The sequence below is a fragment of the Chryseobacterium populi genome, assembly GCF_000282115.1.
Taxonomy (GTDB): domain Bacteria; phylum Bacteroidota; class Bacteroidia; order Flavobacteriales; family Weeksellaceae; genus Chryseobacterium; species Chryseobacterium populi.
Genome location: NZ_AKJY01000091.1, coordinates 64,635 through 87,272 on the forward strand (window position 1 = coordinate 64,635; position 22,638 = coordinate 87,272).

Sequence of the window (22,638 nt, forward strand, 5' to 3'; positions counted from 1 at the left end):
AAATCCATTCATATTAACCGAGTGAGGCATTTTACATAAAAAAGCAATCATTCAGATTCATAAATTCAAACGCCTGTTCAATAGACATTCCCAAAATATTTAACTAAAAATTATAGATAAAATAAAAATTAAACAATTTATTTGAAAATATTATAATATATTGCAAAATTTTACTATCTTTAAGTACAAATTTTAAAACTATTGCTTATGTCAAATATATTAGCTGGATTATTTGAACATCACAGCGATTATAAAAAACTCGAATCTGATCTTGAAAACTCAGGATTCGAAAACTCAGATTACATTGTATATCTTGATGAAACCCATCATGGCAATCAATACCTTGCAAGTGTTGCCGTAAAAGATACCGACCAGGTAGATAACGCCCGGAATATTTTTAGCCAGAATTCTGTTTTAAAAACCTATCTGTTTGAAAACATGAAAATTGAACAGGCTAATTATAATAATATCAAAAGTTATATAGATGCCAGGAATAAAGCTGAAATCCATAACAGCCCCGATGTCAGGATTAAAGCATCAAGCAGCGGCATTGATTCAGAAGTGAAATTTTAAAACTATTTAAGAATAAAATTCTAATAACCGGAAATCCGTGGAGTATTCTGCGGATTTTTGTTGTTTGAAAAGTGAGAAAATTTTCGTATTTTCGTCTAAATATAGGCTTTTACACAAATGAGTTACGACTTAGAACAGGAAAACAAGGAAATCCTTGCGAGATATAAAGATCTGATTTCGAATACCTACAGAACGCTGGACGAGGAAAACAATAAACTCATACGGAAGGCATTTGATATTGCATTAGATGCCCATAAAGATCAGAGAAGAAAATCGGGGGAACCTTACATTTACCATCCTATTGCCGTTGCGAAAATTGTCGCAACGGAAATTGGTTTGGGAGCAACTTCTATTGCCTGTGCACTTTTGCACGATGTCATTGAAGATTCTGATTACACTTATGAAGATTTAAAGAAAATTTTCGGGCCTAAAATATCCGATATCGTGAATGGATTGACCAAAATATCCATCATGAACCACCAGAATATCTCTGTACAGTCTGAGAATTACAGGAAGCTGCTGTTGACACTTTCCGAAGATTTCAGGGTTATTCTGATAAAAATTGCCGACCGTCTTCACAATATGCGTACGCTGGAAAGCATGGCACCTGATAAACAAAAGAAAATTGCTTCCGAAACCGTTTACATTTACGCTCCGATGGCCCACCGTTTGGGTTTATACAATATAAAATCTGAGCTTGAAGACTTATCATTAAAATACAATAATCCGGAGATTTACAGTGAAATCACGGAAAAATTAGAATTAGCGAAAGAAAACCGGGAAAGATATATTGAGGAATTCAAAACGGAGGTCACCCAAAGATTAAAAGAAGAAGGTTTAAACTTTACGATAAAAGGCCGAGCGAAAGCCATTTCGTCGATCTACAGAAAAATGCTGAAGCAAGGGGTTTCTTTCGAAGAGGTTTTTGATAATTATGCCATCAGGATCATTTATAAATCTGATGCAAAAAATGAAAAGTTCCTGGCCTGGAAGATTTATTCCATCGTTACAGATGTTTATCACAGTAACCCTTCCAGAATGCGTGACTGGATCACACAGCCCCGTTCTACAGGGTATGAAAGTCTGCACCTGACCGTACTTGGCCCGGATAAAAAATGGATTGAAGTGCAGATCCGTTCCGAAAGAATGGATGAAATTGCCGAAAAAGGGGTTGCAGCCCATTACAAATACAAAGAAGGTTATAAGCAAACCTCAGACGACAAAAATTTTGAAAGATGGGTTACCGAGATCCGTGATGTTCTTGAGCAGCAGCATGATCTTTCTACTACAGAACTTCTGGATAATATCAAACTTAATTTATATTCAAAAGAGGTTTTTGTATTTACTCCAAAAGGGGAAATCAAGATTTTACCCACCAATGCAACCGCCCTGGATTTTGCCTTTGCCGTTCATTCTGACCTGGGAATGAAATGCCTTGGAGCAAAAATCAATGGAAAACTCGTACCTATTTCCTATGTTCTTCAAAATGGAGATCAGGTAGATATTCTTTCTTCACAAAATCAAAAACCAAAATTTGACTGGCTGGAATTTGTAGTGACTTCAAAAGCAAAGTCAAAGATCAAAGGCTATCTTAATTCTCAAAAAAACCAGCTGGTAGAGGAAGGGAAAGAAATCCTGCAAAGGAAGCTGCGTCATGCGAAGATCAACTTTAATGACGAGGAGATCAACAAGCTTCAAAAATTCTATAATTTAAAGACCTCACAGGAGCTGTTCTTAAAATTCCAGACCAATGAGCTTGATGCAAGCAGCCTCAGGAAATATATTGAAAGTAAAAATGTATTTAATAATATCCTTTCGAGATTCAGGAAATCCCCGTCTAAGAATACCGTCTATGAAGAGCCGAAAGAGGTAAATCTCGATATGATTGTTTTCGGAAAAGATGAAGAGAAGCTGAACTACAGCTATGCAAAATGCTGTACCGTAATACCTGGAGATAAAATTTTCGGATTTATAACGATCTCTGACGGAATTAAAGTGCATAGTGACAACTGCCCGAATGCCATTAACCTTAGGGCACAATATGACTACCGGGTAATTCCTGCAAAATGGGTAAATGCCGAAAGCTTCAAAAACAGAGTGAAAATTGAGATTGAAGGCCTTGACAGAATGGGTATGATCAATGACATTACAGCGGTCATCAGCGGCACTATGGGAATGGATATGAAAAGTATGTCTATCGAATCTAACGACGGGATTTTTACCGGGAATATCAATCTCGAAGTCAAAAATAAAAGCCAGCTGGAAGAGACATTTAAAAAATTAAATGCCATTAACGGAGTTTCAAAAGTGAGACGTTTACAATCTTAAGCATGAATCTAAGTTTATATTTTAAAAATTTTTTCAAGAGCAGCCAATCTTCAGGAATTATATTAATTTTTTGTGTGGCGATCTCTTTACTGATAGCTAATTCGTCTTTGGGAGAGGGTTTTCAACGCTTTTTAGACAGAGAAACAGGAATTGATCTGTTTCATTTAAAATATCCCGTAAGCATCTGGATCAATGACGGACTGATGGCAGTTTTCTTTCTTCTGGTCGGCCTTGAAATCAAGAGAGAGCTGATAGAAGGTGAGCTTTCATCTTTCAGAAATGCCTCATTGCCCATATTTGCAGCTGTTGGCGGAATGATAATTCCTGCGGTTATTTATGCCTTTTTTAATTCCGGTACAGAATATCAGAACGGCTGGGGAATTCCTATGGCCACAGATATTGCTTTTTCATTGGCCATTATTTCAATGTTGGGAAGTAAAATTCCCAATTCCATTAAAATTTTCCTTGCTGCTCTTGCCATTGTTGATGACCTTGGAGCTATTCTTGTGATTGCTATTTTTTATACTGATCAGATTCATTGGGTCTACCTGTTTTTATCTGCCGGAGTAGCTGTCTTATTATTTTTATTGAATTTTTTTAAAGTTACCCGATTGCTTTTTTATATTATTCCAGGCTTGTTTTTATGGTATTTTCTGCATCATTCAGGGATTCATGCAACGATCGCCGGGGTATTGCTGGCATTTTCAATTCCCACGAATGCTTCAAACGTAGAAATCTCGCCTCTGGAAAAACTGGAACACAGGCTTCATATTCCGGTAAGTTTTATCATCATGCCTATATTTGCGTTGACAAATACGAATATTATATTTAACAACGGAATGATAGAGGGCTTAACCAGTACTTTAGGCCTGGGAATTATCGGGGGATTGGTTATCGGAAAACTCATCGGAATTAATCTGTTTTCCTTTATTGCAATTAAATTCAAACTGAGCTCACTTCCGCAGAACAGCTCCTGGTCTCAGATGTTGGGTGTGGGCTTACTGGCAGGAATCGGTTTTACTATGTCTATCTTTATCGCCCTGCTTTCGTTTAAAGACGAAATAAATATTCAGGATGAAGCAAAGTTTGCCATTTTAATAGCATCCTTTATAGCAGCTGTTTCAGGATATTTAATTTTGAGTTTCACCTCTAAACAGAACACTGAAATTTCTGATTAATTTTTATTCAGCGTCCTTGTATGTGCTTCTTCTCCTTCTAAATTCGGCTCGGTGGATGAATGATAATGTAAAGCTTCTTTTTTAAGCTCATCGGACAATAGTTTTTCTATTCTGAGCTTTCTGATCGCCATATTAAGTTCACTTCCGAATAACAGCAGGTATACGTTTACATTGACCCACACCATCAGTAATATCATACTTCCAATGGAACCGTATAAAACGTTATATCTTGCAATATCTTTAACGTAAATTGCAAAAATAAAAGTAGTGGCCACAAATAATACAGTTGTTAAAATAGCCCCCGGAATTGCCTGTCTGAACCTCGTAATTTTCACTGTACCCAACCAGTAAAACAAGGCCAGAAGAATAAAATAAAACAAAGGAAAAGACACAAAACCGATGATCTTGGAAAGGTTTTTTACCAGCCAGGAAATGTTATAGGTAGGTGTAAAGAGCTTCATTACTACCTCCACGTAATACACCCCGAACAGCGCGAGAAAGACAATGGTGATAAAGCCAATGGTAATAAAAAATGACAGGATGAATTCTTTTACATCGCTTAATTTTTCTTCAGAATTTTCATTAAAGCCGTTAATCAGGGAAAATGTTCCGTTGGTCGCAAAAACCAAAGCCAGAACAATGGTAAGGTTGCTGATGCCTTTCATATTAGGGATAATGCTCTGTTCGATATATCCTCTCACATCAGTTTCCATATTGGATGGAAAAACATTATGGATCAAAACCTCAAAAATATAAAACTGAAGCTTATCATAATGGGGCATATAAGGTAATACAGATAATAAGAAAAGCAGAAACGGAAACAAACTGATGGTAAAGCTCCAGGAAATAGCCGCTGCCTTTCGCCCGATTTTCCCTTTAAAGATCCCTGAAATATAGATCTGGAACATCTGCCAGAGTGATATTCCTAAAACAGGGATATGTATGTTATCTAAGAATTCTTGTATTTTCAGGATAAATCCAGGAACTTTTACACTCATTTTTCGCTCTGTTTTACTTTAAAATCTGATCTATTTTATCAAAATTCCTACTGACAAATTTAGGGGAATTAATTCTCATTCCCACACCCATTCTAAACTGCCACTGTGTGGTGGAATAAAAATTTTCATTAGAATTATTGACCCAATTGACCTGGGCACCGCCTCCAAAAAACCATTTCCCGTTATCATATCCTACTCTTGCATTGGAATTAAGTCCGAAATTAAATTCATGATAATTTTCTCCAATCAGCTTTGAATAATTGACCTGCGGATAAAGCTCTACAATTGCATACCAGTTATTTTTGATTACCCTCTGTATTCCTACTCCGCTTCTTATGGCCATTCTTAAATCTTTTGTAGGCGGCTCTTTTGTACTTCCATCATTCAGTTCCTGTCCTTTATAAATCAACCGGTCGGTGTCTTTCATGATATTATACTGATAAAATAATCCGGTGATCATTACAAAATCATTTTTCAGAGGTTTATAAGTCATATTGGTATAACTTCTGTAAGATTCTTTGTTGCCCATCCACAAATAGCTGGTTTCACCTTTGAAAGACCGGTACTTTGCATCAGGAAAAATAAGATAATCATCGGATATTGTTCCAAAATCCAATCCGTCTAAAAAGGTATAAAAAAATTCTTTTGTACTTTCCAGATACAACCCTTTTATCTGGTTATAGCTCACAAATTGTCTTAGTTTAGGTGTCAGAAAAAAAGCAAATCCCAGGTTTAAATATTTTGTTTTTCCTTTTCTATCATCATCATTATTGATCCGGATCAGTTTCGGAGCGAAGGAAATACTTGCATCAAGCCATCTGTATCTCAGAAAAAATTCCGTGTAAAAAGAATCATTAGGCTTCAATAAAAACGTCTGGTGCTCAGAAAGCAGCCCGAAGGAATTGTTTATATAACTTATCCCGGTTACTAATGAGATTTTATTCTTGTCTTCTTCCTGATATTTTTTACTGTCAAACTCATTAACTTCCTGGCCGAAAGAAGATAATGGAAAATATAAAAGCATATAAGGGATTAATCTTGATTTCATCATAGGTGTGTCAATATTGTAAAAATACATATTTTTTAAATAATGCTGCAGATTCTCAATGATAATCATAGCAAAAACAAGCACCTGATATAGGAATAATTCTTTAATTTATGAATATCTTTGACTCCTGAAATAGATCACACTCCTCATGCGAATCAGTTTACTTTGTATCGGTAAAACAGATGATAAAGAAATCACTTCCTTAATTCATTATTATCTCAACCGCCTTCCTAAACACTGGAATTTTGAAATCATCGAAATCCCGGATATTAAAAATGCCAAAAACCTGTCTCCTGACCTTTTGAAAAAAGAAGAAGCCAGGCTTTTCATAAATCATATTGATAAGAATGACCTCGTGGTTATTCTGGACGAAAAAGGGAAACAGTTTACAAGCAGGGAATTCTCACAAAAAATAGATACATGGATGAATTCTTCCGTTAAAAAAATACATTTGCTGATTGGAGGAGCTTATGGATTTTCAGAGGAAATATACGGCAGGGCCAATGAAAAAATGTCATTATCCAAGATGACTTTTACCCATCAGATGATCCGGTTATTTATTGTGGAGCAGTTATACAGGGCCGACCAGATTTTGCAGGGAAAACCTTATCATAATGATTAAGGCTGGTGGCTTCGGGAGCTTCATTGGTGGCTTCGAGAGCCTCAGCCACCAATGAGGCCTTTCAATGATTTCAACAATATAAAAGTTGATAATTAAGATTTTCAACAAACTGATGTCCCAGATCTCCAAATAGTCGTTGAGTTCCTTAATGGTGGCTGAGGCTCTCGAAGCCACCAATAAATATTATTTTCTCACTTCACATTTCGAATAATATTCAAGAAGCAAAGGTTTTTCGTAGCCTAAGCTTACTGCTTTATCCAGGCTTGCACATGCTTCTTTCGGTTTTCCCGTTTCAAATAAGATCAATGCTTTATTTACATAAGCCTGGGCAAATTTAGGATCAATAGAAATCGCTTTATTTACGTCGGTAAGAGCTTCCTTATTTTTCTTTAATTTAAAATAAACGTCACCTCTTCCGCTGTACAGTAAGGATTCCGGCTTTTCAGAAATTAACTGATTATAATCTTTTAAAGCGCCTTCCAGATCTCCGCTGTTCTTTTTAAGATTGGCTAAACCGGTTCTCGCATAAATATTATCGGGGGCAAAGCTTAAAATCTGGTTTAAATCTTTTGCAGCCAGATCTTTTTTACCCAGATTCTCATACACTTTAGAACGGGTAAGATACATATCTGCATTTTCTGGTTCTATCTGGAGTCCTTTATTAAGATAATCCAGAGCCGCCTGCTTATTACCCTTTTGCCCATGAATGGAACCCAGGTTGGCATAAACAGCGGCCGACATCGGATTTGCTTTTAGTGCAGATTCATAAGATTTGAAAGCTGAAGTTGTTTTCCCCAACCTTCTCTGGGCTGTGCCTAAATAGTTGTAATAGGAAGACTGGATTTGCTGAATTTTTTCGCTTTGGGCTAATTTTGAATATTGCTCTTCCGCACATTTATAGTCTGCCTTTTTAAAGCATTCTTCTGCAGTTTTTGCATCCTGAGCGTAAAAATTAAATGAAGTAAATGTTAAAGCTAGAAAAAATACATGTTTTTTCATGAGGTTATATTTTGTTTATTGATTACTTTTTTTGCGAGTGCAGCAAATATCACTCCCAATAAAAGTCCAACAAACGCCCCTACCAAAATATCTATCGGGAAATGTACTCCTAAATATATGCGGCTGTAAGAAACTACTGCAGCCCATACAAATATAGCATAAGGAAACCATTTAAGGTTCTTTTTAAGTAAAATACCTAAATAAGTTGCTAAAAAGAAGGTATTTGAAGCATGGGCTGAATAAAATCCGAATTGCCCGCCACACTTTACGATTCTCATGTGGTGCTCCAGAGTCGGGTCATGACATGGCCTTAACCTTGCCACTCCGTGTTTGAAAACTCCTGCCAGCTGATCTGAGACTGTAGCTCCGATGGCAACAAATAAAAGGATAAAAACTAAAGACCTTAGTTTGTAATTTTTATAAAGTAAATAAAGAAATATGATATACAAAGGAACCCAGATCCAGATGCTGGATATCAACATCCAAAACTGATCGAAGGGAGTGTCACCCAAATTATTGAGGAACAAAAAGACCTTTTTATCTTCCTGAATTATCTCTTCCATCAATTATCTGCTTACAGGTCCTTCATGGGTTTCATCTTCAGAAGGCTTTAATTTAGCCGGTTCATCAGAAGTGGCAGGTTGCGTCAGAATATCTTTTTCGATATCTTTCATAGGATTAAAATCTTTTGCAGCATCCTTTACCTTTTCAATTTCACGCTTAATTTCAGAAACAGGGTTATCTGTTTCTTTCATGATTTCAGTTTTGATGTCTTCTACTGCACCGCGCATTTTCCTTACGCCTGCACCTAGGTCACGCGCTATTTGGGGGAGTTTATCCGGTCCGAATAATACAACGATTGCTACTGCAATCAATGCCATTTCTCCAAAGCTTAATTCCATGCTGTAAAATTACAAAAGATTATACATATATAGTGATGAAACATAAACTTTTAAAGAAATTTTAAGATTTATTTTTTTAGTTGAAAGTTGATCGTTAAGAGTGAATAGTTTAGTGTTAATAAATAATTAATTCTAATTTAAGGGAATTATACTTTCTTTTTTGCTAAATTGAACACACTCATTTTAAATATTTTAACTTGAAAAAATTATTGACCTCCTTCAAATGCTTGCCATTTTTACGGTATTATCACTGAACAGCTGTCAGGATGAAAACAGGAGTTTACAGACAGTGCAGATATGCTCTGGATTATGTACACCAACAGGTTCTTTAAGTTTTAATCCTACTAATTTTTCAGGGTTATTCTCAGGATTGGGAAACAATATCGCTAGTAAAGGCACCAAGTCTCTCTATTCTTAATAACGTTCTTTTTCAACTCTATTATATTTCAACTCAAAGCGGGGAATCAAAATTGATTCCCCGCTTTTATTATAAAATTCAATTATTTCTTAATCTCTTTTTTCTGAAATGCATAGTAAGTGATCACCACACTTATTGACATCAGTACAAAAGCAACGAAGAATGGTGCCCCCGAAAACTTGAACGGTGCTTCATCATGGGTAAAGTAGTAAAATAAATTTGTCATCATCGGAGGTCCTATAATCGCAGTAGCACTCATCAGACTCGTCAATGCACCCTGCAACTCTCCCTGCTCATTGGAAGGAACACTTTTCGTAATCACCGACTGAAGCGCCGGTCCACAGATTCCACCCAAACAATAAGGTACTAGGAATGCAAACATCATCCAGCCCTGTGTAGCAAAAGCAAACAACAGCATTCCGATAGCATACAATGCCAATCCGTAATAAATACTTTTCTGCTCTCCAAGTCTTGGCGTTGTCCATCGTATTAAAAGTCCCTGTACCAACCCAACCAATAACCCTACCACTCCAAGTGAAATCCCTACCATTCTTTCCGTCCAGCTGAATTCATACATGGTAAAGAAGCTCCAGTTACTCTGCACGGCGTGGCCTGCAATATATATTAAAATCAAAGCAACGATCAATCCTGAAATCTCAGGGTGCTTCCCTAAAAACTTAAATGAACCTACAGGATTTGCCCGTTTCCAGTCAAATTCTCTGCGTTTATCTTTATCCAGACTTTCAGGAAGAATAAAATAGCCATACAGAAAATTCAGCAGGCACAAACCTGCTGCTGCATAGAAAGGAACTCTTGCTCCATAATGCCCCAATACTCCCCCCAGAACGGGTCCTATGATAAATCCAAGCCCAAAAGCTGCCCCTATCAGACCAAAGTTTTTAGCCCTGTCTTCATCTGTAGAAATATCTGCAATATAAGCACTGGCTGTCGTAACACTGGCTCCTGTAATTCCGGCAATCACTCTTCCCAGGAACAGCCACCAGATCGTAGGGGCCAAAGCCAGAAAAATATAATCCACAGCAAATCCGAAAAGAGAAATCAAAATAATGGGTCTCCGTCCATATTTATCACTCAGGTTACCGACAACCGGGGAAAATATAAATTGTGTAAAAGCATAAGCAAATCCAAGCCAGCCACCATATTTTGCAGCTTCACTTATGTCACTATGAATAAGCTCCTCAATCAATTTCGGAACCACAGGAATGATAATCCCCCATCCTGTAATATCAATTAATAACGTTATAAAAATGAAGCCTATGGCCGCTTTTTTCTTTGAATTTTCCATAATCCTGCAAAAATAGTGAAATAAAGAAAATAATGATTCTAAATTGAAGGAATAAGTTAAGAGTGATGAGTTAGGAGTGATGAGCTATAAATTATGAGTGAGTGGTAATGAATACCTGTCAGTTGTTCTTTAGTCTGTTTTCAAACTCTTAACTCATCACTCTTAATTCTGAACTAAAAAAAAGCTGCCCCATTTCTGAGACAGCTATCTATAATTTATTGTAGTTCAATTATTTTGAAGCAAGCACTTCTTTGTTGGAAGTTGTTTTTCCATGTACTTCTTCTTCTTTTCCTGATTTCAGGAAGTCATAAGCAATTGCCGAAGCAATGAATATGGATGAATAGGTACCAAATCCAATACCGATTAACATTGCAAACATAAATCCTCTAAGGTTGTCACCTCCGAAAATGAAGATAGCAAGAATGACAAGGATAGTAGTAAATGAAGTGTTGAAGGTTCTACCTAATGTACTTGAGATAGAATCATCAAATAATCCTGCCAATGTTAAAGATTTCTTCTCTCTCAGGTATTCCCTGATTCTGTCGAAGATAATTACCGTATCATTGATAGAGTAACCTAAAACAGTTAAGATTGCAGCAATGAAATCCTGGTTGATCTCCATGTTGAACGGCATAAATTTGTGAAGCAATGAATAGGCGCCCAAGATGATTACCGCATCGTGAAATAATGCTGCAACAGCACCAAGAGAGAACTGCCATTTTCTAAATCTTATCAAAATATAGATGAAGATACCTGCCAGTGCAGCAACAACTGCGAGGATACCGTGAGTTTTGATATCATCCGCTACCGTCGGTCCTACTTTTTCAGAAGATATAATTCCTGCATGCTCTTTATCTGCAGATTTGAAATCGTGTAAAGAAGTATTGGCCGGTAAACTTGTCTTTAAACCTTCATATAGTTTTTGCTCAACAGTCTGGTCAGCTTTTAAGGATTCATCATCAATCAGATAATCTGTAGAAATTTTCAGCTGTCTTGCGTTTCCAAAAGTTTTAGCTTCTACTGAAGAATTTTTACCGTCTTCTGTTTTAAAAACTTTTACTAGGTTACTTTCAATATCTTCAGCATTTACATCTTTATCAAATCTTACTACATAGTTTCTACCACCTGTAAAGTCGATCCCGTATTTGAAACCGTGGATAAACATAGATCCAAGACTGATAACCGTTAATATTGCAGAAATAATATAAGCATATTTTCTTTTTCCGATGAAATCAATCCACGTATTTCTGAATAGATTTTTCGTTGGAGCTGTCCAAACAGAAAGATGCTTTCCTTTATTCAATCTTGAGAAGATCATTGCTCTGGAAATCAATACCGAAGTAAAGAAGGTCATCAGGATACCAATTCCTAAAGTTAAAGCAAATCCTTTAATAGGTCCTGTTCCGAAAAGGAAAAGTACACCTGCAGTTAGTAATGTTGTTAAGTGACCATCAACGATAGCACTCAATGCATGTTTGAAACCATCTTTGTAAGCTTCAAGAATACTCTTCCCTGCAAATAATTCCTCTTTAGTTCTTTCATAGATAATTACGTTTGTATCTACCGCCATCGCCATCGTTAATACGATACCTGCGATACCGGGAAGGGTAAGCGTAGCATCTACAGAATCCATAATTCCGAAAATATAGAATAAGTTGATAATCATTGCGATTACAGCGTACACCCCTGCACCTCCGTAATAGAAAATGATATAAACAATGATCACTAAAAATGCAATCGCAAAAGAGAGCATACCTGCGTTAATAGACTCCTGTCCTAATGAAGGCCCTACAACGGTAGCCTGAACTACTTTTGCACCGGCAGGTAATTTACCCGCTCCTAAAACATCAACCAGTTCTTTAGCTTCTTCCTGAGAGAAGTTACCTGAGATCTGAGTTCTACCGTTAGGGATGGCGTTTACAACATTCGGTGCTGTGTATACTCTGTTATCAAGTGTTACAGCTACCGGTTTACCTACGTTTTTCTCTGTTAAAGTCTTCCATTCTTTAGCTCCTTTGGAATCCATCTGCATATCTACCACTACTCTGCTCAACTCATCATAGCTGATGCTTGCAGTCTCAACAGCACCGTCTACCGGAGCTTTCTGATTGATGTTACCTCTGATCGCATACAATACCAAACTTTCCGTATCAGTAGCTTCAGGTTTGTAACCCCACATGAATTGTGTATATTTAATGTTAGCCGGACGTAAAGACTGACCTACTTTGCTGTTTAAAATTTTATTGACAACAGCAGTATCAGAAAGTTTTACATTAGCAACTCCATTTGTTCTTAACTTGTCAAGATGTAAAAGATTCATAAAGTTGGTTGTTTTTGCAACACCCATAGAATCACCTTTTGCTGCCACCATTGTAGTCAATGTCTGGAAATATGGCGCTATTTCAGGAACCTGTTGTACTTCCCAGAACTGAAGTTTTGCAGAAGTCTGAAGCATTTTCTTCACTTTATCGATGTCCTTCATACCCGGCATTTCCACAGAAATTCTTGCAGTACCCGGTACTCTCTGAACGTTTGGCTGCACAGCACCCATTTTATCGATTCTCGTTCTGATCACTTCAAAAGCAGTTCCTACAGAAGCATCAATTCTTCTTTTTACAATACTTTTCACCTGCTCATCAGTAGTATTGTATTTGATTTCAGTAAGTGTGGTATTTCCGAAAACTTCCGGATCTGCCAGCTTAAGATTGGTGCCTTTCGCTTTGTTTACTGCATCAAACTGTTCGAAGAAATTGTCGATGTAAGATTTTGTAGAATTCTTCTGAGCTTCATCAGTCTTGTTTAAAGCCTCGATAAGTACAGGATTGGTAGAATAATTTGTTAAATCATTTACCAGGTCCCTTTGGTTGATTTCCAAAAGAACGTTAATCCCTCCTTTCAAGTCAAGACCGAGCTTCATCTCTTTGTCTTTCGCTTTAGAGTAATAAAGTTTTGTGAATCCCAGGTTCAAAGTATCTTTAGAAAGTCTGGTAATTTCTTTCTGATACTTTTCCGGGTTGTCTCCTGCAATAGCAGTTGCCTGCTTTTCAATTTTGCTGGCGTACCAAGTTGGTAATAGCTCATTTAAGCAAATCAACCCTAGTACAATAGCAACAATTGTAATAAGTCCTTTTCCTTGCATTTTGTTATAACTACGTTAAATTAAGTCGGCAAATATAATGATTTTCTTTATATTTTATGAACATTTAACAACAGAAATCGTTTATTTTCAGATATATCGGTACCCTGACTTCTATTTAAGATTTATCAATTTTTACAACCTATTTTAACAGAATTTATAAATTTTAATTGGTATGAAATTTTCATTCCTACTTCAATACCTTAAATATCAAAATATTATGAAAAAACTACTTTTTACAGCAAGTGTTTTTTCTTCCTTAATCCTTAATTCTCAAAGTATTAATTTGGAAGAATTTGCAAGCGGATTCACCAGTCCCGTTGAGATTACCAACGCCAACGACAGCCGGCTGTTTGTCGTACAGCAGGATGGAAAGATAAAGATCGTACAACCCAATGGAAGCGTTGTTACCACTAACTTTCTGGACATCAGCTCCAAAGTGAACTATGGCGGAGAAAGAGGACTTTTAGGATTGACATTCCATCCGCAATACCCGACTAACGGGTATTTTTTTGTTTATTATAACAATACTGCCGGAAATATCATTGTAGCGAGATATACGGTCACTTCTGATCCGAATGTGGCAGACCCGAATTCAGAAAAAATCTTACTGAATATTCCCAAACCATTTGCCAATCATAATGGCGGAAGCATTCATTTTGCACCAGACGGAAATTTATGGATTGTAACCGGAGACGGCGGAAACGCTGGTGATCCGAACAATAACGCCCAGAATAAAAATTCCCTCCTCGGAAAAATGCTCAGAATCGATGTAAATGCTACAGGTGCCTATAATATTCCTGCTGGAAATCCTTTTGTAGGGGTTGACGGTGCAGATGAAGTATGGTCTTACGGCCTTAGAAATGCCTGGAAATGGTCTTTTGACCTTACTACCGGAAATGCAATGATTGCGGATGTAGGACAGGGCGAAATTGAAGAAATTAATAAAATGCCGATTATCCAGGCCGGAATCAATTACGGCTGGCGCTGCTATGAAGGCAATACTCCTTACAACACCTCAGGATGTGCAAGTGCAACTACAATGACTTTTCCTATTGCCGTCTATGACCATTCCGGTGGAAAGTGCTCCATTACCGGAGGCTATGTTTACAGAGGAAGCCTTTATCCCGTTTTACAGGGAAAATATTTTTTCGCAGATTACTGCTCCACGCAAATCGGAATCCTGAATTCCGACAACTCGATCACCTGGACTCCGGCATACGACGGAAATAATTTTTCAACTTTCGGACAGGACAGCCAGAAAGAGCTGTATGTAGCCGCTGTGAACAATGGAAAAGTTTATAAAATCACCACAGGTTTATTGTCTACACAGGAAAATAACGGTTTAAGCCAAATTAAAATCCATCCGAATCCGGCATCAGAGAAAATCTTTATTGAAGGGTTGAAGGACAAAAAAGTATCAGCCGAAATCATCAGTGCAGAAGGAAGAAAAATTCTGGAAAATGCCCCAATCAACAATGATAACAGCATTGATATTTCAGGAATTCCTCCCGGGGTTTATTATATCAATCTAAAGTCAGGAGAGTTGAAATCATACAGCCGGAAAGTCATCATTGAATAGGCATTATAAAGCCTCAATCTATCCGGGTTGGGGCTTTCTTTAAAAAATACAGCCCTAAAATTACAGGAATGAGCCATATCAATCTTATCCATAAAGAAAACCTTTCCGCCTCACCATTGAATAAATTATTGGGAACCAATGCAACCAACATTATCGAAACCATAAAAAGAATTATTTCAAAAACAGACAATTTCCAAGAATAATTTTCAGTTTTATAGTGAGAACTGACTACCCAGAAAGCTAAAAATAAAGTCATAAAAGGAAAAGACCAGATCCTTATTGTATCCCATGCAATAGCATGAAGCAATAAAGGGAATAAGGAAACGACAACAAATAAAATAAACAGAGATAGATTCAGATTTTTAAATTCTTTATAAGTCATAAGCAATAAAAAGAGTAACGGAATTCCAAATAACACCGTACATTTTGAAAAAAATATCCGCTTAAAGAAATACCTGCCTTCATTGGACAGATAATAACGAAAACTTTCGCTATAAGCCGTTGCTACTGATTCAGCTGCATTTTTATTAATAAAAGTATAGTGTTTTAGATCATGCAGTATCAATGAATAATAATTTTCACCATTCACTTCCTGATATAACAATACCGACAACATCACGACGAAGGGTAATGTAAAAAACTGAAACAGCTTTTTTAATATTACGGGACTGAAAATATTTCCAAAAGAAAACCGGTCATTGAGAATTTCAGTGATTATCAATGTAAAAAAACTCGCCGGCAAAATCAGAAAAAAAGATATTTCATGAATAAGTATTGCCGCTGATAATACAATCGAGGAAAATAAAATATTCTTTCTCTTTATCAGATAAATAATCAACATCGCCAATAAAAATACCACATGATCCAGATACCCGATAACATGTGCAGAAAAGACAATATATTGGGATAAAAAAAAGATCAGATAAAACAGTACTTTATAAATACTGATCTGTTCTTTAAAAATCTGCTTTATCGGAATAATAAGTACTGAAATATATAGCAATACCAATATAAGAGCTGAAACGATGAGAATATTCAATTCATTTTTTTCAAAAAAAAATCCGAAAATCTCTCCTGCAAGCCCCCTTTTAATAAAACCCGATCTGTAATCCAGCAGCCAGTGGGCTTCGGACCAGTCATTCGGGAATCTTATTGTTTTTAAAACACTAAAAATCAGAGCGTATACATATAAAAAGGAAAGAAGGACTTTTCTATTCATAAAACTTTTATATCGTCATCGAGAAAATTCTGGTCTCGGGTTTATTCCTCATCATTCTGAGATCAAAAACCATTGCTACATTTCTCGTAAAGGCTCTTCCTTTTTCTGTAATTTTTATCTGGTGGTCATTGATTTCAACCAATTCATCCTTTTCCATCTCCTTCAGCATTTCCAAAGCATTTTCCAGCTCAGGGAAAGAGCTCTGAATATCCCAGGTTGTCTCAAGCTGGCACATTAAATTCAGGATATGTCTTCTTACTATCAGATCTTCCTGGCTAAGGATATGTCCTTTTACCACAGGAATTTCCCCTTCTTCAACAATTTTCTGGTATTCTTCCACTGTTTTTACATTCTGGGCAAAAGCATACCATGAATCTGAGATTGCAGACATTCCCAGCCCAACCATCAGTTGGGTTTTACTCGAAGTATAGCCCATGAAGTTACGGTGAAGCTTTTTCTGAAGTAATGACTGGTACAGATCATCATGTTCCAAAGAAAAATGATCCATTCCCACTTCAATATATCCTAAACTTTCCAGAAGCTTTTTACCATCTTCATACAAACGCCTTTTTTCCTCTCCGCTCGGTAAATCATTTTCATCAAAACCCCTTTGCCCCACTCCTTTTATCCACGGAACGTGGGCATAAGAATAAAATGCAAGCCTGTCCGGTTTCAGCTCCAGTGTTTTTCTGATCGTATGCTCCATAGCATCCCAATGCTGGTGCGGAAGTCCGAAAACAAGGTCATGGCTGATCCCTCTGTATCCGATTTCTCTTGCCAGCTCAGTTACTTCTTTTACCTTTTCAAAAGGCTGGATTCTGTTGATTGCTTTCTGAACTTTCGGATCATAATCCTGAACCCCGAAGCTTACTCTTCTGAAACCTAAGTCATATAAGGTCTGCAAGTGCTTTCTGGTTGTATTATTAGGGTGACCTTCAAAGGAAAACTCAGGATGTTCTGCAATCTCAACAGTTGTAAAAATCCCTTCCAGTAAAATTTTTAAATTCTCAGGTGAAAAGAATGTGGGAGTTCCACCACCTAGATGAAGCTCTTTCAGTTTCGGTTTTTCATTAAAAAGCTGAAGGTAAAGCTGCCATTCTTTTAAAACACTTTCAAGATAAGGTGTTTCAACGCTATGCTGTTTCGTGATACGCTTATGACAGGCACAGAACGTGCATAATGCCTCACAAAAAGGCAAGTGAATATAAATAGAAATTCCTTCTTCCGGATTAGTTTCATGGAAAGATCTTATTACACTCTCTTTCCATTTTTCAGGCGAAAATGTAGTTTCATCCCAATAAGGAACAGTAGGATAAGACGTATAACGAGGTCCCGGAATATTATATTTATCTATTAAAGAATTCATTTAAAAATTTTAAATTTTATCAATCGTATGAAATTCAAAAAGTCAATTTCATTTTACAAAATTACTTATAACTTATGAATTTTAAATCATGAATTATATTAGGTTCTACTTTATAATGAATCTAAATATGGCCATTGTTGATTTTTGATATTAATGATAAATTCTATTTCCATTATTATAAAAAATAAAAATATCAGTACAACCACGGTGAAGAGGTAAACTTCCCTGTTTTGTACGCAGGACCTTTTTTATCATTATTGAGATCTATCGTATAAAAGAAAAATTGGAGCTCAGAAGTATCGGCCGATGACAGATGAGCTCCTTTCAGATAATCCGGCAGATATAATTTAAGTTTGTCGAATATTATATGATCCGTTGTTTCATTCTCATAGCCAGGTTTTCATCAGTTAATTTTACAGGGCTAGGGACTTTTCTTCCGGGCAACGGTAAGGGAGCTTTTTTACAAATAATAGGATTACTGCTAAAATAACAAATCCTATAGGGAGAGGTATATTTTAATTATTTTCATCAATAAACCAAAAAAATAATCTGAGTGATCGTAAGACACCGAAACCTATAAAAATTACTTCTAAAAAGTATATTTATTTTAGTCTTTTATCAAAAAAAACTTTTTATTCGGATTATTTCGTTAATAAACGTTATGGTTTATAAAAAAATAGCGCTTTGTATAATTTAAAAAAGATAATTACATCTAAAAATTAAACAATTAAAAATCAATACATTAAATAGAATAAACATAATACTTTTTTTGATATAAATTAATTCTGATAACAAATTTTAACGAATATACATTATGTAAGCTATAATATTTTCATTTATTTTTATCAATAACCACTATTCATTAAATAATTATTAAAAAATCATAATGAATATTAAAAAAAATATAATGAAAAAAAATTTATTTACAATTAGCACAGTCGTATTTTCAACTGTTATTTATTCTCAAGTGGGAATAAACAATCAAAATCCTAGGGCTACATTAGACGTTACCGCAAAAAATACAGATGGAACAACTCCTGAAGGGTTTATAGCTCCACGTCTTACCGGAGATCAAATCAAATCAGCAGACAGTCAGTATGGTATCAGCCAGAAAGGTATCATAGTATATGCCACTTCAGCTGTAACCACCACCTCTGCTAAAACGGTTAACATTACCGGAGAAGGTTACTATTATTTTGATGGAAACCTTTGGCAGAAAATGGTAAATTCAGCAACTACTGCTGAATGGGGGCTGAATGGAAATACAGGTACTACCGCAAGTACTTCTGCTATAGATAGCAATGCTAATAATAATTTTATAGGGACAACCGATGCCCAAGATTTTGTGCTGGCAGCTAATAGCAAGGAAGCAATCCGTATAAACAATAGCAACCAACGTGTGGGGGTAAGTACCACTACCCCTCAAGCCACACTAGACGTAACAGGAACACCAACCGACACATCTAAACTTGATGGCATTATCCCTCCACGAATTACAGGTGTACAATTAAGAGCCAAAACATACACAACCTCACAAACAGGTGCTATTGTATATGCAACTGCTGCAGATACTGCTCCTGCCGGACAAACTATTAATGTAACAGTGGCTGGTTTTTATTATTTTGATGGCAGTGTATGGGTTCAGCTAATGGGTAGAAGTACAACAACGGGAAGCAGCATATATAAAGCCCCTCTTCAGTCAATTGTTGCAAATGAAGGCTATACTCAGGTATTCAATGTTGGAGATTTTGAATTTAAAATGGTTCCGATTACTAATGGTCAAAAAGCACAAATAAGATTTACAGGAACCGGAACACGAACTTATACCTCCATAACACATCTGGACTGGCAACCAGGGCAGGTTCCCGGATATTCCACGTTAGGAGGTCAGAGCGGAACTGCAACCAATACCTTTACGGATATTGCAGGAAATACGTATGGTAACAACACTACCTATATGGTTGGTGTAATCAGAATCTATGATTCAGTTACGAACAAATATTATCGCTATGAGATCTCCAGATTTGTGGATAGCACGGTTACAACTGTCTTTTATTACCAGACTTGTGAAGTATATTAAGACTTTAGTAGTATAAATAAGATTTATATAAAAAGCAGAGTATCTTGTAATGGCACTCTGCTTTCTTTATTTATAAACATTTAACAGTAATTTAATCTTATCTTTTTCAAAACTTAAGTTTCATTAAAGAAATTCTATAATTTCCTGCAAAAACTATGGTATTTCCATCTACCCATTCACAAACGAAAAGCCCTTTCTCATCTGAAATTTTCTTCCATGTTTTACCATAATCAGAAGAATAGCTGATATGCTGATCACCGACTGCTATGATTTCTTTTCCTTTTGATCCGGGACGTATCTTCACACAGGTTGTATATCCTGCGTTCTGTCCTGAAGCCTGTACCTGCCAGCTTTTTCCACCATCATTTGTAGTTGCGATATTATTTATGTTGTCTGCCTGTTTGATATAATCCCCTCCTACGGCAATTCCGAACTGATCTTCATAAAAATCTATGGAATACATACCCTGGGAAGATTCTCCCTGAATAAAAGGTGTTGTAAAAACCTCAAATTTCTGAGTCTTAAAGTATAACCTTATAATTCTCGAAGCCTTACCACCTGTTGCAATCCATAAATAATTTTTTGAGGTAGCAATATTGGTATTACTGGCTGCAAAGGCTGCTTCGCCTTCATTCAGCTTCAGGCTATAATCAGGGATACTCCATTTTGCTTTTTCATAAACCGCCAGCTTAAGATCATTATCTTTATCCGCATCACTGAAAGTAAAAGCCAGCTTATCACTGGCAAAATGCAATGCATCATAAAAGGCTGTTTTCACGGTATCGGTAAATACAATTTGTGATTTCAGATCTTTTTTATCAATCTTAAAAAAATAAGCCGGGCTCCCGACATTAATGGCATAAAAGGAATTTTTATCCTGCCCCAGAGTCCGGAACTCAAGTTTTTTATCTGACAACGTGATCTGCTTTTGTTTTTGGTGATCCTTAAGATCTACGTACCCGAACTTTGAACCCGTTCCGCTGTACCAGACCTTTCCATTGTAAAGTTCAATAGCCCGAATGCTTATTTTATCATTGAATAGAGTTGTAAAACTTTCCACCTGCTGTGAAAATGTAAATATCCCTGACAGTGAGAGCAAAAATGGTAATATCTTTTTCATAATAACAAAAATAAAAAATCCACAGAATTCTGTGGATTTTTTAACTTATATTTTTTATAAATCTAAATCAGGTTTTTCTAATGGCTCCTGTTCTGCTTTGAACGTTTCACCATAACCACCGTTTTGAAGTTTAGAATGTTTTTTACTGTAAAGGAAATAAATAATAAATCCGATAACCAGCCATCCCAGAGAATACATCTGGGCTTCTTTACTCAGGTTGATGATCAGGTAAATATTGATCGCAATACCTAAACATGCAATTAAAGGTAAAGCCGGAACTTTAAAATTTCTTTGTAAATTAGGTTCTTTTACTCTCAATACCCAAACCGCCACACAAACCATGGTAAACGCGAACAATGTTCCGAAACTGGTCATATGCGCCAAATCATTGATTGGAGTTAAAGAGGCAACTATAGAGATTACAATTCCTAAAATAATAAGGTTTTTGGTAGGAACCCCTGTTTTAGGGTTTACTTTTGAGAAAGTTGAAGGGATAAGACCATCTTTAGACATTCCCAGAAAAATTCTGGATTGCCCCATAATCATTACCATCAATACTGAAATCAATCCGATAGTTGCTGCAATGGTAATAATATACCCTGCCCAGGCCTGCCCTGCAATATCAAATGCATAAGCTACAGGAGCTTTAATTGCATCAGGATATTTTCCAAGCGGGTTGAAATCTGTATAGTGCATCATTCCCGTTAATACCAAAGAAACCAAGATATATAAAAGCGTACAGATCACTAATGAAGCAATAATTGCAAAAGGTACATCTTTTTTAGGGTTAATAGCTTCCCCTGCCTGAGTGGAAACTGCATCGAATCCTACATAAGCGAAGAAAATAGCGGATGCTCCTGCTACAACTCCAGCAACACCGTAGGCTGAGTGTGAAACTCCGTTTTCAGTAATCACGGTAGGCTGAGGAATAAAAGGAGTCCAGTTGTCAGTATTGATGAAGAAAACCCCCGCAATAATTACGAAAATAATCGCTGAAACTTTAAGGATTACAATAAAGTTATTGGCTTTAGCAGCTCCTTTTGTACCTCTGATCAGAATGGAAATCACAAATAAAACAATCAAAAATGCAGGTAAATTCATTGAAAAACCAGAGTTTCCGGCTGCCAGATAAGTTTGTGGATCTGTTGTAAGCCAGGCCGGGAGATGTAAGCCGAACATCTTGAGGAGTTTACTGAAGTATCCGGACCAGGAAACGGCGACCGTCATAGATCCCATTGCATACTCTAAAATTAATCCCCATCCGATGATCCATGCAAAAATTTCACCTACTGTTCCATACGCATACGCATAAGCTGACCCTTCTACAGGAAGTATGGATGCAAATTCTGCATAACACAAAGCAGCAAATACACAGGCGATTCCCGCAATTACAAATGATAAAGCTAATGCAGGGCCTGCATTATAATAAGCTCCTGTTCCTGTAAGTACAAAAATTCCTCCCCCGATAATTGCTCCGATTCCAATAGCAGTAAGGCTCCATTTTCCGAGAACACGCTTCAACTGGCTCTTTTTGATATCAGCTTCATAGGCGCTCATTGGTTTTTTAACCCAAATTTTAGACATATTTTATTATTTATTAAAGATTTACGAAAATATAAAAATTTTACAAACCTTAACGTTTATTAATAAACTTTCATCATTTATTTTATATATAAAAACTTAAAATTCTGATATAACAGCATTTAGATGGTAGACTTCCCTGTTTTTCAGACAAATTAAAATTATTAAATTTAGTTTGTTAA

General features: G+C 36.4%; 17 protein-coding genes. 6 read left to right on the forward strand and 11 right to left on the reverse strand.

Annotated features, from left to right (window positions below):
- Nucleotides 1-207: 207 nt before the first annotated feature.
- The 3 genes from PMI13_RS17660 to nhaA all read left to right on the forward strand — a co-directional run bounded on the left by PMI13_RS17660 (nt 208) and on the right by nhaA (nt 4,079).
- On the forward strand, nt 208-573 hold the full coding sequence (locus tag PMI13_RS17660; RefSeq protein WP_007846285.1) for a hypothetical protein: 366 nt from the start codon (nt 208-210) through the stop codon (nt 571-573).
- Between the two features lie 117 nt (nt 574-690).
- The gene (locus PMI13_RS17665; protein ID WP_007846287.1) at nt 691-2,901 is read left to right on the forward strand and encodes a RelA/SpoT family protein; all 2,211 of its coding nucleotides are present in this window, start codon (nt 691-693) and stop codon (nt 2,899-2,901) included.
- A 2-nt stretch (nt 2,902-2,903) separates the two neighbouring features.
- Entirely contained in the window at nt 2,904-4,079 is a 1,176-nt protein-coding gene (gene nhaA / locus PMI13_RS17670; RefSeq protein WP_034670367.1) for a Na+/H+ antiporter NhaA, read from the forward strand.
- Here nhaA and PMI13_RS17675 read toward each other — a convergent pair.
- Entirely contained in the window at nt 4,076-5,077 is a 1,002-nt protein-coding gene (locus tag PMI13_RS17675) for a YihY/virulence factor BrkB family protein (RefSeq protein ID WP_007846289.1), read from the reverse strand. The genes nhaA and PMI13_RS17675 overlap by 4 nt on opposite strands.
- 13 nt (nt 5,078-5,090) lie before the next feature.
- Complete coding sequence (locus PMI13_RS17680; protein ID WP_157158223.1) at nt 5,091-6,155, reverse strand: DUF4421 family protein; 1,065 nt, start codon at nt 6,153-6,155, stop codon at nt 5,091-5,093.
- 118 nt (nt 6,156-6,273) lie between these two features.
- On the opposite strand from PMI13_RS17680, the gene PMI13_RS17685 reads away from it, so the two are divergent.
- Entirely contained in the window at nt 6,274-6,747 is a 474-nt protein-coding gene (locus PMI13_RS17685; protein WP_007846291.1) for a 23S rRNA (pseudouridine(1915)-N(3))-methyltransferase RlmH, read from the forward strand.
- A gap of 183 nt (nt 6,748-6,930) precedes the next feature.
- Here the strand turns inward: PMI13_RS17685 and PMI13_RS17690 are convergent, their stop codons facing one another.
- The 5 genes from PMI13_RS17690 to secD form a co-directional block, all read right to left on the reverse strand.
- On the reverse strand, nt 6,931-7,746 hold the full coding sequence (locus PMI13_RS17690) for a tetratricopeptide repeat protein (RefSeq protein WP_007846293.1): 816 nt from the start codon (nt 7,744-7,746) through the stop codon (nt 6,931-6,933).
- The gene (locus tag PMI13_RS17695) at nt 7,743-8,309 is read right to left on the reverse strand and encodes a phosphatase PAP2 family protein (protein ID WP_007846295.1); all 567 of its coding nucleotides are present in this window, start codon (nt 8,307-8,309) and stop codon (nt 7,743-7,745) included. Before PMI13_RS17695 ends, PMI13_RS17690 begins: the two co-directional genes overlap by 4 nt.
- 3 nt (nt 8,310-8,312) lie before the next feature.
- Complete coding sequence (locus PMI13_RS17700; protein ID WP_007846297.1) at nt 8,313-8,648, reverse strand: Sec-independent protein translocase subunit TatA/TatB; 336 nt, start codon at nt 8,646-8,648, stop codon at nt 8,313-8,315.
- A 500-nt stretch (nt 8,649-9,148) separates the two neighbouring features.
- Nucleotides 9,149-10,372, reverse strand: a complete 1,224-nt coding sequence (locus PMI13_RS17705; RefSeq protein WP_007846298.1) for a TCR/Tet family MFS transporter — start codon at nt 10,370-10,372, stop codon at nt 9,149-9,151.
- 229 nt (nt 10,373-10,601) lie between these two features.
- Nucleotides 10,602-13,511 carry a protein translocase subunit SecD gene (gene secD, locus PMI13_RS17710; RefSeq protein ID WP_007846300.1) on the reverse strand — a complete coding sequence of 970 codons (2,910 nt, stop codon included), beginning with the start codon at nt 13,509-13,511 and terminating at the stop codon, nt 10,602-10,604.
- A 217-nt stretch (nt 13,512-13,728) separates the two neighbouring features.
- Between secD and PMI13_RS17715 the strand changes: the two genes are divergently transcribed.
- On the forward strand, nt 13,729-15,090 hold the full coding sequence (locus PMI13_RS17715) for a PQQ-dependent sugar dehydrogenase (RefSeq protein WP_034670365.1): 1,362 nt from the start codon (nt 13,729-13,731) through the stop codon (nt 15,088-15,090).
- Nucleotides 15,091-15,103: 13 nt separating this feature from the next.
- Here the strand turns inward: PMI13_RS17715 and PMI13_RS17720 are convergent, their stop codons facing one another.
- Nucleotides 15,104-16,309, reverse strand: coding sequence for a hypothetical protein (locus PMI13_RS17720; RefSeq protein ID WP_007846304.1), 1,206 nt, complete (start codon nt 16,307-16,309; stop codon nt 15,104-15,106).
- A 7-nt stretch (nt 16,310-16,316) separates the two neighbouring features.
- A complete protein-coding gene (gene hemN / locus PMI13_RS17725; protein ID WP_007846305.1) occupies nt 16,317-17,675 on the reverse strand; it encodes an oxygen-independent coproporphyrinogen III oxidase in 1,359 nt (452 codons plus the stop codon).
- A gap of 907 nt (nt 17,676-18,582) precedes the next feature.
- Here hemN and PMI13_RS17730 point away from each other — a divergent pair.
- Nucleotides 18,583-19,755, forward strand: coding sequence for a hypothetical protein (locus PMI13_RS17730; RefSeq protein ID WP_156104478.1), 1,173 nt, complete (start codon nt 18,583-18,585; stop codon nt 19,753-19,755).
- Nucleotides 19,756-19,861: 106 nt separating this feature from the next.
- Here the strand turns inward: PMI13_RS17730 and PMI13_RS17735 are convergent, their stop codons facing one another.
- The gene (locus PMI13_RS17735) at nt 19,862-20,875 is read right to left on the reverse strand and encodes a WD40/YVTN/BNR-like repeat-containing protein (protein ID WP_034670363.1); all 1,014 of its coding nucleotides are present in this window, start codon (nt 20,873-20,875) and stop codon (nt 19,862-19,864) included.
- 54 nt (nt 20,876-20,929) lie between these two features.
- Entirely contained in the window at nt 20,930-22,459 is a 1,530-nt protein-coding gene (locus PMI13_RS17740) for an APC family permease (RefSeq protein WP_051957074.1), read from the reverse strand.
- Nucleotides 22,460-22,638: the final 179 nt, after the last annotated feature.